At 40.0% G+C, this 13,795-nt stretch carries 28 protein-coding genes; 27 read left to right on the top strand and 1 reads right to left on the bottom strand.

Features of this window, described 5'->3' with window-relative positions:
• Nucleotides 1–5 precede the first annotated feature (5 nt).
• The 27 genes from rplC (at nucleotide 6) to rplQ (ending at nucleotide 13,407) form a co-directional block, all read left to right on the top strand.
• The gene (gene rplC, locus A9G08_RS06735; protein WP_034902384.1) at nucleotides 6–632 is read left to right on the top strand and encodes a 50S ribosomal protein L3; all 627 of its coding nucleotides are present in this window, start codon (nucleotides 6–8) and stop codon (nucleotides 630–632) included.
• A gap of 16 nt (nucleotides 633–648) precedes the next feature.
• Nucleotides 649–1,251: a 50S ribosomal protein L4 gene (gene rplD, locus A9G08_RS06730; RefSeq protein WP_065562944.1), complete on the top strand. Its 603-nt coding sequence runs from the start codon at nucleotides 649–651 to the stop codon at nucleotides 1,249–1,251.
• A complete protein-coding gene (rplW, locus tag A9G08_RS06725) occupies nucleotides 1,248–1,550 on the top strand; it encodes a 50S ribosomal protein L23 (RefSeq protein WP_034885052.1) in 303 nt (100 codons plus the stop codon). Before rplD ends, rplW begins: the two co-directional genes overlap by 4 nt.
• Nucleotides 1,551–1,568: 18 nt before the next feature.
• A complete protein-coding gene (rplB, locus tag A9G08_RS06720; protein ID WP_065562943.1) occupies nucleotides 1,569–2,393 on the top strand; it encodes a 50S ribosomal protein L2 in 825 nt (274 codons plus the stop codon).
• A gap of 19 nt (nucleotides 2,394–2,412) precedes the next feature.
• A complete protein-coding gene (gene rpsS / locus A9G08_RS06715; protein WP_024496505.1) occupies nucleotides 2,413–2,691 on the top strand; it encodes a 30S ribosomal protein S19 in 279 nt (92 codons plus the stop codon).
• Between the two features lie 13 nt (nucleotides 2,692–2,704).
• The gene (gene rplV, locus A9G08_RS06710; protein ID WP_034884235.1) at nucleotides 2,705–3,037 is read left to right on the top strand and encodes a 50S ribosomal protein L22; all 333 of its coding nucleotides are present in this window, start codon (nucleotides 2,705–2,707) and stop codon (nucleotides 3,035–3,037) included.
• A 14-nt stretch (nucleotides 3,038–3,051) separates the two neighbouring features.
• Nucleotides 3,052–3,789: a 30S ribosomal protein S3 gene (gene rpsC, locus A9G08_RS06705; RefSeq protein WP_065562942.1), complete on the top strand. Its 738-nt coding sequence runs from the start codon at nucleotides 3,052–3,054 to the stop codon at nucleotides 3,787–3,789.
• A gap of 12 nt (nucleotides 3,790–3,801) precedes the next feature.
• Nucleotides 3,802–4,212, top strand: a complete 411-nt coding sequence (gene rplP, locus A9G08_RS06700; protein WP_025314389.1) for a 50S ribosomal protein L16 — start codon at nucleotides 3,802–3,804, stop codon at nucleotides 4,210–4,212.
• The gene (rpmC, locus tag A9G08_RS06695) at nucleotides 4,213–4,404 is read left to right on the top strand and encodes a 50S ribosomal protein L29 (RefSeq protein WP_034902373.1); all 192 of its coding nucleotides are present in this window, start codon (nucleotides 4,213–4,215) and stop codon (nucleotides 4,402–4,404) included. It begins immediately after the preceding gene.
• Nucleotide 4,405: 1 nt separating this feature from the next.
• The gene (gene rpsQ, locus A9G08_RS06690) at nucleotides 4,406–4,666 is read left to right on the top strand and encodes a 30S ribosomal protein S17 (RefSeq protein WP_025314391.1); all 261 of its coding nucleotides are present in this window, start codon (nucleotides 4,406–4,408) and stop codon (nucleotides 4,664–4,666) included.
• A 194-nt stretch (nucleotides 4,667–4,860) separates the two neighbouring features.
• A complete protein-coding gene (gene rplN / locus A9G08_RS06685) occupies nucleotides 4,861–5,232 on the top strand; it encodes a 50S ribosomal protein L14 (protein ID WP_025314392.1) in 372 nt (123 codons plus the stop codon).
• Nucleotides 5,233–5,242: 10 nt separating this feature from the next.
• Nucleotides 5,243–5,557: a 50S ribosomal protein L24 gene (gene rplX / locus A9G08_RS06680; RefSeq protein ID WP_034884230.1), complete on the top strand. Its 315-nt coding sequence runs from the start codon at nucleotides 5,243–5,245 to the stop codon at nucleotides 5,555–5,557.
• A gap of 17 nt (nucleotides 5,558–5,574) precedes the next feature.
• Nucleotides 5,575–6,114, top strand: coding sequence for a 50S ribosomal protein L5 (gene rplE, locus A9G08_RS06675; RefSeq protein ID WP_025314394.1), 540 nt, complete (start codon nucleotides 5,575–5,577; stop codon nucleotides 6,112–6,114).
• A gap of 11 nt (nucleotides 6,115–6,125) precedes the next feature.
• A complete protein-coding gene (rpsN, locus tag A9G08_RS06670; RefSeq protein ID WP_025314395.1) occupies nucleotides 6,126–6,431 on the top strand; it encodes a 30S ribosomal protein S14 in 306 nt (101 codons plus the stop codon).
• Nucleotides 6,432–6,448: 17 nt separating this feature from the next.
• The gene (gene rpsH / locus A9G08_RS06665; protein WP_034884228.1) at nucleotides 6,449–6,841 is read left to right on the top strand and encodes a 30S ribosomal protein S8; all 393 of its coding nucleotides are present in this window, start codon (nucleotides 6,449–6,451) and stop codon (nucleotides 6,839–6,841) included.
• An 11-nt stretch (nucleotides 6,842–6,852) separates the two neighbouring features.
• The gene (rplF, locus tag A9G08_RS06660) at nucleotides 6,853–7,386 is read left to right on the top strand and encodes a 50S ribosomal protein L6 (RefSeq protein WP_065562941.1); all 534 of its coding nucleotides are present in this window, start codon (nucleotides 6,853–6,855) and stop codon (nucleotides 7,384–7,386) included.
• 9 nt (nucleotides 7,387–7,395) lie between these two features.
• Complete coding sequence (gene rplR / locus A9G08_RS06655) at nucleotides 7,396–7,749, top strand: 50S ribosomal protein L18 (protein ID WP_025314398.1); 354 nt, start codon at nucleotides 7,396–7,398, stop codon at nucleotides 7,747–7,749.
• Between the two features lie 14 nt (nucleotides 7,750–7,763).
• On the top strand, nucleotides 7,764–8,264 hold the full coding sequence (gene rpsE / locus A9G08_RS06650) for a 30S ribosomal protein S5 (protein WP_025314399.1): 501 nt from the start codon (nucleotides 7,764–7,766) through the stop codon (nucleotides 8,262–8,264).
• Between the two features lie 6 nt (nucleotides 8,265–8,270).
• Entirely contained in the window at nucleotides 8,271–8,450 is a 180-nt protein-coding gene (rpmD, locus tag A9G08_RS06645; protein ID WP_025314400.1) for a 50S ribosomal protein L30, read from the top strand.
• Between the two features lie 5 nt (nucleotides 8,451–8,455).
• Nucleotides 8,456–8,890, top strand: a complete 435-nt coding sequence (gene rplO, locus A9G08_RS06640; RefSeq protein WP_065562940.1) for a 50S ribosomal protein L15 — start codon at nucleotides 8,456–8,458, stop codon at nucleotides 8,888–8,890.
• Between the two features lie 8 nt (nucleotides 8,891–8,898).
• Nucleotides 8,899–10,236 (top strand): preprotein translocase subunit SecY, encoded by a 1,338-nt coding sequence (secY, locus tag A9G08_RS06635; protein WP_065562939.1) that lies wholly within the window; start codon nucleotides 8,899–8,901, stop codon nucleotides 10,234–10,236.
• A gap of 26 nt (nucleotides 10,237–10,262) precedes the next feature.
• Nucleotides 10,263–10,376, top strand: coding sequence for a 50S ribosomal protein L36 (rpmJ, locus tag A9G08_RS06630; RefSeq protein ID WP_034884218.1), 114 nt, complete (start codon nucleotides 10,263–10,265; stop codon nucleotides 10,374–10,376).
• Nucleotides 10,377–10,547: 171 nt separating this feature from the next.
• The gene (gene rpsM, locus A9G08_RS06625) at nucleotides 10,548–10,904 is read left to right on the top strand and encodes a 30S ribosomal protein S13 (protein WP_034884217.1); all 357 of its coding nucleotides are present in this window, start codon (nucleotides 10,548–10,550) and stop codon (nucleotides 10,902–10,904) included.
• Nucleotides 10,905–10,919: 15 nt separating this feature from the next.
• Complete coding sequence (gene rpsK / locus A9G08_RS06620; protein WP_025314405.1) at nucleotides 10,920–11,309, top strand: 30S ribosomal protein S11; 390 nt, start codon at nucleotides 10,920–10,922, stop codon at nucleotides 11,307–11,309.
• A gap of 46 nt (nucleotides 11,310–11,355) precedes the next feature.
• Nucleotides 11,356–11,976 (top strand): 30S ribosomal protein S4, encoded by a 621-nt coding sequence (rpsD, locus tag A9G08_RS06615; protein ID WP_065558591.1) that lies wholly within the window; start codon nucleotides 11,356–11,358, stop codon nucleotides 11,974–11,976.
• A gap of 25 nt (nucleotides 11,977–12,001) precedes the next feature.
• Nucleotides 12,002–12,991 carry a DNA-directed RNA polymerase subunit alpha gene (locus A9G08_RS06610; RefSeq protein ID WP_065562938.1) on the top strand — a complete coding sequence of 330 codons (990 nt, stop codon included), beginning with the start codon at nucleotides 12,002–12,004 and terminating at the stop codon, nucleotides 12,989–12,991.
• Between the two features lie 29 nt (nucleotides 12,992–13,020).
• Entirely contained in the window at nucleotides 13,021–13,407 is a 387-nt protein-coding gene (gene rplQ, locus A9G08_RS06605; RefSeq protein WP_034884211.1) for a 50S ribosomal protein L17, read from the top strand.
• Nucleotides 13,408–13,587: 180 nt separating this feature from the next.
• On the opposite strand, the gene A9G08_RS06600 is transcribed toward rplQ, so the two are convergent.
• On the bottom strand, nucleotides 13,588–13,791 hold the full coding sequence (locus tag A9G08_RS06600) for a SlyX family protein (protein WP_065562937.1): 204 nt from the start codon (nucleotides 13,789–13,791) through the stop codon (nucleotides 13,588–13,590).
• Between the last annotated feature and the right edge of the window lie 4 nt (nucleotides 13,792–13,795).

Below are 13,795 nucleotides of genomic sequence, written 5' to 3'. Positions count from 1 at the left end.
AAACAATGATTGGTTTAATCGGTCGTAAAGTAGGAATGACACGAATCTTCACCGAAGAGGGTGTTTCTATTCCTGTCACCGTAGTTGAAGTTCAAAGCAACCGCGTTACTCAAGTTAAAACGCTTGAGAATGATGGTTATCAAGCTATTCAGGTTACTACTGGCAGCAAAAAAGCAAGCCGCGTAAATAAACCTGAAGCAGGTCATTTCGCTAAGGCTGGCGTTGAAGCTGGTCGTGGTCTATGGGAATTTCGTTTTGAAGAAGGCGAATATACTGTAGGTCAAAGCATTAACGTTGATATTTTTACAGACGTTAAAAAAGTTGATGTTACTGGAACATCTAAAGGTAAAGGTTTTGCTGGCGTAACTAAACGTTGGAATTTCCGTACTCAAGATGCAACACATGGTAACTCTTTGGCACACCGTGGTCATGGCTCTATCGGTCAAAACCAAACTCCAGGTAAAGTGTTCAAAGGTCGTAAAATGGCAGGTCACCTAGGTAATGAACGTGTAACTGTTCAAAACTTAGATATTGTGCGTGTTGATGCAGAACGTAACCTTTTATTAATTAAAGGTGCAGTACCAGGCGCAATCAATAGTGACGTAATTGTTAAACCGGCAATCAAGGCTTAACGTCGAGGAGATAGAGATGGAATTAGTAGTAAAAGACGCGCAAGCGCTTTCTGTTTCCGAAACTACCTTCGGACGTGAGTTTAATGAAGCGTTAGTTCACCAAGTAGTTGTTGCTTATGCATCTGCTGCTCGTCAAGGCTCTCGCGCACAAAAAACTCGTGCAGAAATCGCTGGTTCAGGCAAAAAACCATGGCGTCAAAAAGGCACTGGTCGTGCTCGTTCAGGTTCTATTAAGAGCCCAATCTGGCGTAGTGGTGGTGTAACATTTGCAGCAAAACCACAAGATCATAGCCAAAAAGTTAACCGTAAAATGTATCGTGGTGCATTAAAGAGTATTTTCTCTGAATTAGTGCGTCAAGAACGTTTAATCGTGGTTGAAACATTTACTGTTGAAGCACCTAAGACTAAATTATTAACTCAGAAATTAAATGATATGAACTTAAATGATGTTCTAATCATTACCTCTGAAGTTGATGAAAATCTTTTCTTAGCAGCACGTAACTTATATAAAGTTGATGTGCGTGATGTGGCAGGTATTGATCCAGTTAGTTTGATTGCATTTGACAAAGTGGTTATCACTGTTGATGCCGTTAAACAAGTAGAGGAGATGTTAGCATGATTCGTGAAGAGCGTCTGCTTAAAGTCCTGCGAGCACCACATGTTTCTGAAAAAGCATCTATTTCAATGGAAAAAACAAATACATTAGTATTGAAAGTTGCTAAAGATGCTACTAAGAGAGAGATTAAAGCCGCAGTTGAACAACTATTTGAAGTTAAAGTAGATGACGTAAATACTCTTGTTGTTAAAGGCAAAGTAAAACGTCGTGGTCAACAAATCGGTCGCCGTAGCGACTGGAAAAAAGCTTACGTTACTTTAGCAGAAGGTCAAAACTTAGACCTTGCTGGCGTCGCTGAGTAATTCGGAGGAGTAAGAACAATGGCAGTTGTTAAGTGTAAACCTACATCTCCGGGTCGTCGCCACGTTGTTAAAGTGGTTAACCCAGAGTTGCATAAAGGTAAGCCTTATGCACCGTTGCTTGATTCAAAAAGCAAAACTGGTGGTCGCAATAATAATGGTCGTATCACTACCCGTCATATCGGTGGTGGTCATAAACAACATTATCGTATTGTCGACTTTAAGCGTAATAAAGATGGTATTCCAGCAGTTGTTGAACGTTTGGAATATGATCCGAACCGTAGTGCAAATATTGCATTGGTTCTATATAAAGACGGTGAACGTCGTTATATTTTAGCGCCTAAAGGCTTAAAAGCAGGTGATCAGATCCAATCTGGTGTTGATGCATCAATTAAAACAGGTAACTGTTTGCCGATGCGCAATATTCCAGTCGGTTCTACCGTGCATAATATTGAAATGAAACCAGGTAAAGGCGGACAACTTGCTCGCTCTGCTGGTAGTTATGTTCAAATCGTTGCTCGTGATGGTGCTTATGTAACATTACGTCTACGTTCAGGTGAAATGCGTAAAGTATTATCTGATTGCCGCGCCACTATTGGTGAAGTGGGTAATTCAGAACATATGCTTCGCGTATTAGGTAAAGCGGGTGCTTCGCGTTGGCGTGGTGTTCGTCCTACTGTTCGTGGTACAGCAATGAACCCGGTAGACCATCCACATGGTGGTGGTGAAGGTCGTAACTTTGGTAAACATCCTGTGTCTCCATGGGGTCAAAAAGCCAAAGGATTGAAAACGCGTAGCAACAAACGTACTGATAAGTATATTGTTCGCCGTCGCAATAAGAAATAATTAATATAGAGGATTAGCTATGCCACGTTCTCTCAAGAAGGGTCCTTTTATTGACCTACACTTGCTGAAGAAGGTAGAGAAAGCGGTGGAAAGCGGGGACAAGAAACCAATTCGTACTTGGTCCCGTCGTTCAACGATCTTTCCTAACATGATCGGTTTGACCATCGCTGTCCATAATGGTCGTCAGCACGTTCCAGTTTATGTTTCCGACGAAATGGTTGGTCATAAATTGGGTGAATTCGCGCCGACTCGTACTTATCGCGGCCACGCTGCGGATAAGAAAGCTAAGAAGAAATAAGTAGGAGAAAGAGATGGAAACAATTGCAAAGTACCGCCACGCTCGTTCTTCTGCACAAAAAGTTCGCTTAGTTGCAGATCTTGTTCGCGGTAAAAAAGTGTCTCAGGCACTTGATATTTTAACGTACACCAATAAAAAAGCGGCTGTACTGGTTAAAAAAGTATTAGAGTCTGCTATTGCTAATGCAGAGCATAACGATGGTGCTGATATTGATGATCTGAAAGTTGCGAAAATTTTCGTAGACGAAGGCCCAACCATGAAGCGTATTATGCCTCGTGCAAAAGGTCGTGCAGATCGAATTTTGAAGCGTACGAGTCACATCACCGTGATCGTCTCTGATCGCTAGGCTGGAGAATAGCAATGGGTCAAAAAGTAAATCCAAATGGTATCCGACTAGGCATCGTCAAGCCTTGGACATCTACATGGTATTCGGGTACAAAGACATTCGCTGATAATTTAGAAAGTGATTTTAGAGTGCGTGAATTCTTAAATAAAGAATTAGCACAAGCATCTATCTCTAAAATTGTGATCGACCGTTCAGCAGAAACTAACGTTCGCATTACTATTCACACTGCTCGTCCAGGTATTGTGATTGGTAAAAAAGGTGAGGACGTTGAAAAATTACGTAATGCCGTAGCTTCTATTGTCAATAAATACAAAGACAAAAGAGAGAAACGTGATGTTGCAGTACAAATTAATATTGCTGAAGTTCGTAAACCAGAACTTGACGCTAAATTAGTTGCTGACAGTATTACCTCTCAGTTAGAACGCCGTGTTATGTTCCGTCGTGCTATGAAACGTGCGGTTCAAAACGCAATGAAAGCGGGTGCTAAAGGTATCAAAGTTGAAGTAAGTGGTCGTTTAGGCGGCGCTGAAATCGCTCGTAGTGAATGGTATCGTGAAGGTCGTGTGCCTCTACATACTCTACGTGCTGATATCGATTATGGTACATCTGAAGCATTAACTACCTATGGTATTATTGGTGTTAAAGTGTGGATCTTCAAAGGTGAGATCCTTGGTGGTATGGCTGCCGTTGAACAAGCAGAAAAACAACCTGCTGCTCAACCGAAAAAGCAGCGCAAAGGCCGAAAACAATAAGGAGCGTCGCTGATGTTACAACCAAAGCGTACAAAATTCCGTAAAGTGCACAAGGGCCGCAATCGTGGTCTTGCTGTAAGTACTGACGTTAGTTTCGGTACATTCGGTCTTAAGGCTGTGGGTCGTGGTCGTTTGACTGCGCGCCAGATCGAAGCGGCACGTCGTGCAATGACTCGTGCAGTTAAGCGTCAAGGTAAAATCTGGATTCGAGTTTTCCCTGATAAACCAATTACTGAAAAACCACTTGAAGTGCGTATGGGTAAAGGTAAGGGTAACGTTGAATACTGGGTTGCTCAGATTCAACCAGGTAAAGTCCTTTATGAAATGGACGGTGTACCGGAAGAAGTTGCTCGTGAAGCATTTGCGTTGGCAGCTGCAAAACTGCCAATTAAAACCACCTTTGTGATTAAGACGGTGATGTAAATGAAAGCAAAAGAGCTACGCGAAAAAAGCGTTGAAGAGTTAAATACTGAACTTCTTAATTTATTACGTGAGCAATTTAACTTACGTATGCAATTAGCTGGGGGTCAGTTAACACAAACTCATATGTTAAAACAAGTGCGTCGTAATATTGCACGAGTTAAAACGTTATTAACTGAGAAGGCGGGTGCGTAATATGACTACTGAAGTAAAAATTCGTACTCAGCAAGGTCGTGTTATTAGCGACAAAATGGATAAATCTATTACTGTAGCTATTGAACGTAAAGTGAAGCATCCGTTATATGGTAAGTTCATTAAACGTACGACTAAATTGCATGTACATGATGAAAACAACGAGTGTGGTATTGGTGATACTGTTGAAATTAAAGAGTGTCGTCCATTATCAAAAACCAAATCTTGGACTCTTGTTCGAATCGTTGAAAAAGCAGTTAGTTAATCTTTTTGATTAAAAACTGTACATAATATCATAAACGGCTCATCGGCCGTTTATTTTATGCTATCCATTTTATTTGAGTGGTGTTATACTATGCGCCCTCACATATGTGGGTTTTTGGTTGTCTATTCTTATCCATGGTAGTTGAGGTGGATGAAGGTAGATTAGACAATAATTAATTTATACGGAGCATTAAAATGATCCAAGAACAGACTAGGCTCGATGTTGCTGATAACTCTGGCGCACGTAGCGTAATGTGTATCAAGGTTCTCGGTGGATCGCATCGTCGTTATGCAGCTGTCGGTGATATCATCAAAGTTACCATTAAAGAAGCAATTCCACGTGGTAAAGTGAAAAAAGGTGATGTACTTAAAGCTGTCGTCGTGCGCACTAGAAAAGGTGTTCGTCGTCCTGATGGATCTGTCATTCGTTTCGATCGCAATGCTTGCGTTATTTTAAATAATAACAGTGAGCAACCGATTGGTACGCGTATTTTTGGACCGGTCACTCGTGAACTTCGTTCTGAGAAGTTTATGAAGATCATTTCATTAGCACCAGAAGTACTGTAAGGAGCGGGTAATGGCAGCTAAAATCCGTCGAGAAGATGAAGTTATCGTGTTAGCCGGTAAAGATAAAGGTAAACGCGGTAAAGTAAAAAGTGTTTTGTCTACTGGTAAAGTGATTGTTGAAGGTATTAATTTGGTGAAAAAACACCAAAAACCAGTACCTGCATTAAATCAAGAAGGTGGAATTGTTGAGAAAGAAGCGCCAATTAACGTTTCTAACGTAGCAATTTTTAACCAAGATACAGGCAAAGCAGATCGCGTAGGCTTTCGTTTTGAAGATGGAAAAAAAGTCCGTTTTTATAAGTCTACTAATAAATTAATCAATTAAGTAATTTGGAGTGTACGATGGCGAAACTGCATGATTACTACAAAGCACAGGTAGTAAATAAACTGCAAGAACAGTTTGGCTACAAATCTGTCATGCAAGTCCCTCGGATCGAAAAGATCACCTTGAATATGGGTGTGGGTGAAGCAATTACTGATAAGAAATTATTAGATAATGCGGTTGCTGATTTAGCAGCAATCAGTGGTCAAAAACCACTTGTCACTAAAGCACGCAAATCAGTTGCTGGTTTTAAAATCCGTCAAGGGTATCCTATTGGTTGTAAGGTCACTTTACGTGGCGAACGTATGTGGGAATTTTTTGAACGTCTAGTTTATATTGCTCTTCCTCGTACTCGAGATTTTCGTGGCTTAAGCGCAAAATCTTTCGATGGTCGTGGTAACTATAGCATGGGTGTTCGTGAACAAATCGTTTTCCCTGAAATCGATTATGATAAAGTTGATCGTGTTCGTGGTTTAGATATTACTATCACAACTACTGCACAATCTGATGAAGAAGGCCGAGCTTTATTATCTGCCTTTAACTTCCCATTTCGTAAGTAAGGTAGGGCATAATGGCTAAACAATCAATGATTGAACGCGATAAGAAACGCGTAAAGCTAGCAGAAAAATATTTTGCAAAGCGTCAAGAATTAAAAGCGATTATCTCTGATCTTAATGCATCAGATGAAGATCGTTGGAATGCAGTGCTTAAATTGCAAACGCTTCCTCGTGATTCTAGTCCATCACGTCAACGTCGTCGTTGTCGTCAAACCGGTCGTCCTCATGGCGTCCTTCGTAAATTTGGTTTAAGCCGTATTAAGGTTCGTGAGTCAGCCATGCGTGGTGAGATTCCTGGTCTTAAAAAGGCAAGTTGGTAATCAGGGGAGTGTTATAGATGAGCATGCAAGATCCTATAGCAGATATGTTGACCCGTATTCGTAACGGTCAAGCTGCGAATAAAGTTGCAGTCACCATGCCTTCCTCTAAGCTAAAAGTGGCAATTGCCAATGTGCTAAAAGAAGAAGGTTATATCGGGGACTATAAAGTAGTTGGTGACACTAAACCAGAATTGGAAATCACTTTAAAATATTTCCAAGGTAAGGCTGTTGTAGAAAGTATTAAACGTGTTAGCCGTCCAGGTTTACGTATTTATAAACGTAAAGATGAATTACCAAAAGTAATGGCTGGATTAGGTATTGCAGTTATTTCTACTTCTAAAGGTGTTATGACTGATCGTGCAGCACGCCAAGCTGGTCTTGGTGGTGAAATTATCTGCTACGTAGCGTAAGGGAGAAAAAAATGTCTCGTGTTGCAAAAGCACCTGTCGTTGTTCCTGCTGGCGTAGAGGTAAAACTCAATGGTCAGGTAATTACGATTAAAGGTAAAAATGGCGAGTTATCTCGCACAATAAATAATGCTGTTGTAATTAATCAAGAAGAAGGTCAAATTAAATTTGCACCTCGTGACGGCTTTGCTGATGCTTGGGCTCAAGCAGGTACAGCTCGTGCATTGATTAATGCAATGGTAATTGGTGTTACTGAAGGTTTTACTAAAAAACTTCAGCTAGTTGGTGTCGGTTATCGTGCACAAGTTAAAGGTAATGCAATTGGTTTATCTCTTGGATATTCACATCCAATTGAACATCAATTACCTAAAGGTGTAACAGCTGAGTGTCCTTCTCAAACTGAAATCGTACTAAAAAGTGCTGATAAACAGTTAATCGGACAAGTGGCAGCAGATATCCGTGCTTATCGTCGTCCTGAACCTTATAAAGGTAAAGGTGTTCGTTACGCAGATGAAGTTGTGCGTACTAAAGAAGCTAAGAAAAAGTAAGGTAACACTATGGATAAGAAATCAGCTCGTATCCGTCGTGCAACTAAAGCGCGTCGTAAGATGCATGAACTACTTGCAACTCGCTTAGTAGTTCACCGTACTCCGCGTCATATTTATGCGCAGATTATCGCACCAAACGGATCAGAAGTACTGGCAGCCGCTTCTACATTAGAAAAAGCTATCAGTGAAAGTTTAAAATACACTGGAAACAAAGATGCCGCAGCAGCAGTTGGTAAAGCAATTGCAGAGCGTGCATTAGCGAAAGATATCAAAGAAGTTTCTTTTGATCGTTCAGGTTTCCAATATCATGGTCGAGTTCAGGCGCTAGCAGATGCTGCTCGCGAAGCTGGCCTACAGTTCTAAGGTAGGAGTTAAAGATGTCAAACATCGAAAAACAAGCTGGTGAACTGCAGGAAAAATTAATCGCAGTTAACCGAGTCTCTAAAACCGTAAAAGGTGGTCGTATTTTTAGTTTTTCTGCACTAACTGTTGTTGGTGACGGTAATGGCCGCGTAGGTTTTGGATATGGTAAAGCACGTGAAGTGCCAGCAGCAATCCAAAAAGCAATGGAAAAAGCACGTCGCAATATGATCAATGTTGCGTTAAACAACGATACTTTACAGCATCCAGTTAAAGGTGCTCACACAGGTTCTCGTGTTTATATGCAACCAGCATCAGAAGGTACTGGTATTATCGCCGGTGGTGCGATGCGTGCTGTATTAGAAGTTGCTGGTGTTCGTAACGTTCTAGCTAAAGCATATGGTTCTACAAACCCAATTAACGTGGTTCGTGCAACGATTGATGGCTTAGAAAATATGAAATCTCCAGAAATGGTTGCTGCTAAGCGTGGTAAAACCGTCGAAGAAATTTTGGGGTAATTAGCCATGGCAAAGACAATTAAAATTACACAAACTCGTAGTTCTATTGGTCGTCTACCGAAGCATAAAGCAACGTTAGTTGGTTTAGGATTACGTCGTATTGGTCATACTGTTGAACGTGAAGATACACCTGCAATTCGCGGTATGGTAAACCAAGTTTATTACATGGTTAAAGTTGAGGAGTAATAGTAATGCGTTTAAATACTTTATCTCCTGCTGAAGGTTCAAAGCATGCACCTAAGCGCGTAGGCCGTGGAATCGGTTCAGGGCTTGGTAAAACTGGTACTCGTGGTATCAAAGGTCAAAAATCTCGTTCAGGTGGCGGCGTTCGTCGCGGCTTTGAAGGTGGTCAAATGCCTTTATATCGTCGTTTACCAAAATTTGGTTTTACCTCACGTAAAGCTATGGTAACAGCACAAGTTCGTCTTTCAGATTTAATGAAAGTTGAAGGTGATATTGTTGACCTAAATAGCTTAAAAGTTGCTAATGTGATTAATTCACAAATCGAATATGCAAAAATCATGTTATCTGGTGAAATTTCTAAACCAGTAACAGTTCGTGGTATTCGAGTAACTAAAGGTGCTAAAGCTGCAATTGAAGCTGCTGGCGGAAAAATTGAGGAATAATTAGAAAGATGGCAAAGCAACCAGGATTAGATTTTCAAAGCACACGAGGCGGTAGTAGTGAGCTTAAAAGACGTTTATTATTTGTGCTTTTAGCGCTTATTGTTTTCCGTCTTGGTTCTTACGTTCCGGTTCCTGGTGTTGATACTAAAGCGTTATCGGACTTACTACAAGCATCATCTAATGGTATTGTTGGTATGTTCAATATGTTCTCTGGTGGTGCTTTAAGCCGTGCTTCAATATTTGCTTTAGGGATAATGCCTTATATTTCTGCATCAATCATTGTGCAGTTATTGACATCAATTAATCCTAAATTAGCTGAATTGAAGAAAGAAGGTGAATCAGGTCGTAAGAAAATTAGCCAATATACTCGTTATGGCACACTAGCTTTAGCGATTGTACAGGCAGTCGGTATTGCGACTGGTTTACCGAATATTCCGGGTTATAGTCAGGTTGTGATTAACCCAGGATTTTCTTTCTATTTTATTGCATCGGTTAGCTTAGTTACTGGCACTATGTTTCTTATGTGGTTGGGTGAACAGATCACAGAGCGCGGTGTAGGTAATGGTATTTCTATCATTATCTTTGCTGGTATTGTGGCAAGTCTTCCTCATGCGATATATGAAACAATTGAACAAGCTCGTTCTGGTGATTTGCATCCGATTTTATTATTAGTAATCGCTGCATTAGTGGTTGGTGTGACTTACTTTGTCGTTTTTGTTGAACGTGGTCAACGACGTATTGTCGTTAATTACGCTCAAAGACAACAAGGTCGTCGTGTGTATGCCGCACAAAGTACGCATTTACCTCTTAAAATTAATATGGCAGGTGTAATTCCAGCAATATTTGCTTCAACAATTATTATGTTACCATCAATGATGGCTTCTTGGTTTCAAGGAAATGGTGAAGGATGGAGATATATCTTTGTTCTTATTGGGCAATATTTCTCTCATGATCAACCGTTATACATAATCTTTTTTGCAGCTGCGATTATTTTCTTCTGTTTCTTCTATACCGCATTGGTTTTCAATCCGAGAGAAACAGCAGATCAGTTAAAAAAATCTGGTGCATTTATTCCAGGTATCCGTCCAGGTGAACAAACATCGAAGTATATTGATAAAGTAATGACACGTTTAACGCTAATTGGCGCTATCTACATTACTTTTGTATGTTTGGTACCAATGTTTATGACAAGTGCGATGAAAGTTCCAGTTCAATTTGGTGGAACATCTTTGTTAATTGTGGTTGTTGTAATCATGGATTTTATGGCACAAGTACAGACTTTAATGATGCCAAATCGTTATGAGTCAGTGTTAAAGAAAGCGAACCTTAAAGGCTACGGCCGATAAGTTAGCCAGAAGTTACGGAGAAAAACATGAAAGTTCGTGCTTCAGTCAAGAAATTATGCAGAAATTGTAAAATCATCAAACGCAATGGCATCGTTCGTGTTATTTGCATTGAAGGTAAACACAAACAACGTCAAGGTTAATATTATTTAACTGCGAAATTGAACTTTTGCATATTTTACTTGCCAAAGTATAGTAAAGCTGGCTAGAATAGCCAGCCTAAAATTTTTTTGTAGATCCGCCGTTTGAGTATCCTGAAAACGGGCTTTTCAGTATGGTGGATTTGCTGAACATTAACAATAAAGGAGTGCATAGTGGCCCGTATAGCAGGCATTAACATTCCTGATCAACAACATACTGTTATTGCGTTACAAGCAATTTATGGTATCGGTAATACCCGTGCTAAGACAATTTGTGCTGAAGCTGGTATTCCTGAACATGTTAAGATCAGAGAACTATCTGAAGATCAGATTGAAAAGTTACGTGAACAAGTCGCTAAATTCACTGTTGAAGGTGATTTACGTCGTGAAGTAACTATGAGTATCAAGCGTTTATTAGACCTTGGTTGTTATCGTGGTGTGCGTCATCGTCGTGGACTTCCTGTCCGTGGTCAACGCACTAAGACTAACGCTCGTACCCGTAAGGGACCGCGTAAGCCAATCAAGAAATAATTGAGGTGATAATAAATGGCAAAGACACCTGTTCGTACACGTAAACGTGTTAAAAAGCAAGTTTCTGATGGTATAGCTCATATTCATGCATCATTTAACAATACAATCGTAACAATTACCGATCGTCAAGGTAATGCGTTGGGTTGGGCAACCGCTGGTGGTTCTGGTTTCCGTGGCTCTCGTAAGTCAACTCCGTTCGCAGCTCAAGTAGCCGCAGAGCGTTGTGCAGAAGCCGTAAAAGACTACGGAATTAAGAATCTAGAAGTTATGGTAAAAGGACCTGGTCCTGGTCGTGAGTCAACAATTCGTGCATTAAATGCAGCGGGTTATCGCATCACTAATATTACTGATGTTACTCCGATTCCTCATAACGGTTGTCGTCCACCAAAGAAACGTCGTGTTTAATTTTTTATTAAACATTGAATGTTTATAGGATTATTGGAGAAAAAAAATGGCAAGATATTTGGGACCAAAGCTCAAATTAAGTCGTCGTGAAGGTACAGATTTATTCCTTAAGTCTGGCGTCCGAGCGGTTGACAGTAAATGTAAGTTAGAACAAGCTCCTGGACAACATGGTGCGCGTAAACCGCGTTTATCAGATTATGGTGTTCAGTTACGCGAAAAACAAAAAGTTAGACGTATTTATGGAATTCTAGAACGTCAATTCCGTAATTACTACAAAAATGCAGCACGTATTAAAGGTAATACAGGTGAAAACTTGTTAGGTCTTTTAGAACGTCGCTTAGATAACGTTGTTTATCGTATGGGATTCGGTGCAACTCGTGCTGAAGCTCGTCAATTAGTTAGTCATAAAGCTGTTCTTGTTAATGGTCACGTTGTTAACATCGCATCTTATCAAGTTTCACCTGAAGATGTGATTAGTGTTCGTGAAAAATCTAAAAAACAAGCACGTATTAAAGCCGCTTTAGAGTTAGCTGAACAACGTGAAAAACCAACATGGTTAGAAGTTGATGCTAGCAAAATGGAAGGTGTGTTCAAACGCTTACCAGAACGTTCAGATTTATCTGCTGACATCAACGAACATTTGATCGTCGAACTTTACTCTAAGTAAAGTTTAGCACTTAAGAGAGGACATAATGCAGGGTTCTGTAACAGAGTTTTTAAAACCTCACCTAGTTGACGTTGTTCAATACAGCCCAACTCATGCAAAAGTGACTTTAGAGCCACTTGAGCGTGGTTTTGGACATACTTTAGGTAATGCACTACGCCGCATTTTATTATCATCTATGCCGGGATATGCAGTGACCGAAGTTGAAATTGACGGTGTTCTGCATGAGTATAGTACTAAAGAAGGCGTTCAAGAAGATGTGCTTGATATTCTGCTTAATTTGAAAAAATTAGCAGTACGTGTACATACTAAAGATGATGTTATGCTGACTTTAAATAAATCAGGGGTAGGTGCGGTAACTGCATCGGATATCACTCACGATGGTGATGTTGAAATTGTAAATCCTGATTTAGTAATTTGTCATCTTACTGATGCCAATGCTTCAATTAGTATGCGTATTCGTGTACAACGAGGACGTGGTTATGTCCCTGCTTCTGCTCGCGTTAAGTCAGAAGATGAAGAGCGACCGATTGGTCGTCTATTAGTTGATGCATGTTATAGCCCAGTCGAGCGTATCGCTTATTCTGTCGATGCGGCTCGTGTGGAACAACGTACCGATTTAGATAAATTAGTTATTGATATGGAAACTAATGGTACGATTGATCCTGAAGAGGCTATTCGTCGTGCTTCAACTATTTTGGCTGAACAACTTGAAGCTTTCGTTGATTTACGTGATGTACGTCAACCTGAAGTTAAAGAAGATAAACCGGAATTTGATCCGATTCTTCTACGTCCAGTAGATGATCTCGAATTAACTGTTCGGTCTGCTAATTGCTTAAAAGCAGAAGCAGTTCATTATATTGGTGATTTAGTACAACGTACCGAAGTTGAGTTACTTAAAACCCCTAATCTTGGTAAGAAATCACTTACTGAAATTAAGGATGTGCTCGCGTCTCGTGGTTTGTCTTTAGGCATGCGTCTTGAGAACTGGCCACCAGCAAGTATTGTTGAAGACTAAAATAAAATTTATATAAGAAGGATAAAGTTATGCGCCATCGTAAAAGTGGTCGTCAACTGAACCGAAATAGCAGCCATCGTCAAGCAATGTTTCGTAACATGACTAGTTCACTTGTTGAACATGAAATCATCAAAACTACATTGCCTAAAGCAAAAGAGTTGCGTCGTGTTGTTGAACCGTTAATTACGCTAGCCAAAAGCGATAGCGTAGCTAATCGCCGTTTGGCTTTTGCTCGTATCCGTGATAAAGATACAGTGAAAAAATTATTTTCAGATTTAGGCCCACGTTTTGCTACCCGTCCTGGCGGTTATGTACGCATTTTAAAATGTGGTTTCCGTGATGGAGATAATGCTCCAATGGCTTATATTGAATTAGTTGATCGCCCTGCTGTAGAAGCAGAAGCAGCAGCTGAATAAATAATTAAAGCTTAAAATTAAAACCGGCTAATGAGCCGGTTTTTTATTAGCTGATTATTATAGATTTAACTACCAAAGTTTAATATAAGTACCAGCAATTTTAAACGAGATGGCAAATGATATAGCCACCATTTTGTCCATAATTAGTAGGAATTCTTCAAAACATTTTAATGCTATAAGTTAATAATGTGGAGGCGGAGTTTCTTCTGATAAACTTGCTATGTTCGATGTTTGGGTTGCTTGTAATTTTTGTGATAATAACGTTAATTGTTCTTTAAGTTTGCTGATATCGGACTGTAGATTAACCACCATTTGATTTAATTCTTCAATGGTCATCTCTTGAAATGCAACTTTTGTTTCTAATAATTCCAATTGTTGGTTCATAGTC

This window comes from Gilliamella sp. wkB195, assembly GCF_001690445.1.
GTDB lineage: Bacteria > Pseudomonadota > Gammaproteobacteria > Enterobacterales > Orbaceae > Gilliamella > Gilliamella apicola_E.
The sequence above is the reverse complement of the archived record's forward strand: the minus strand, read 5'-3'. Positions and strand labels throughout refer to the sequence as shown.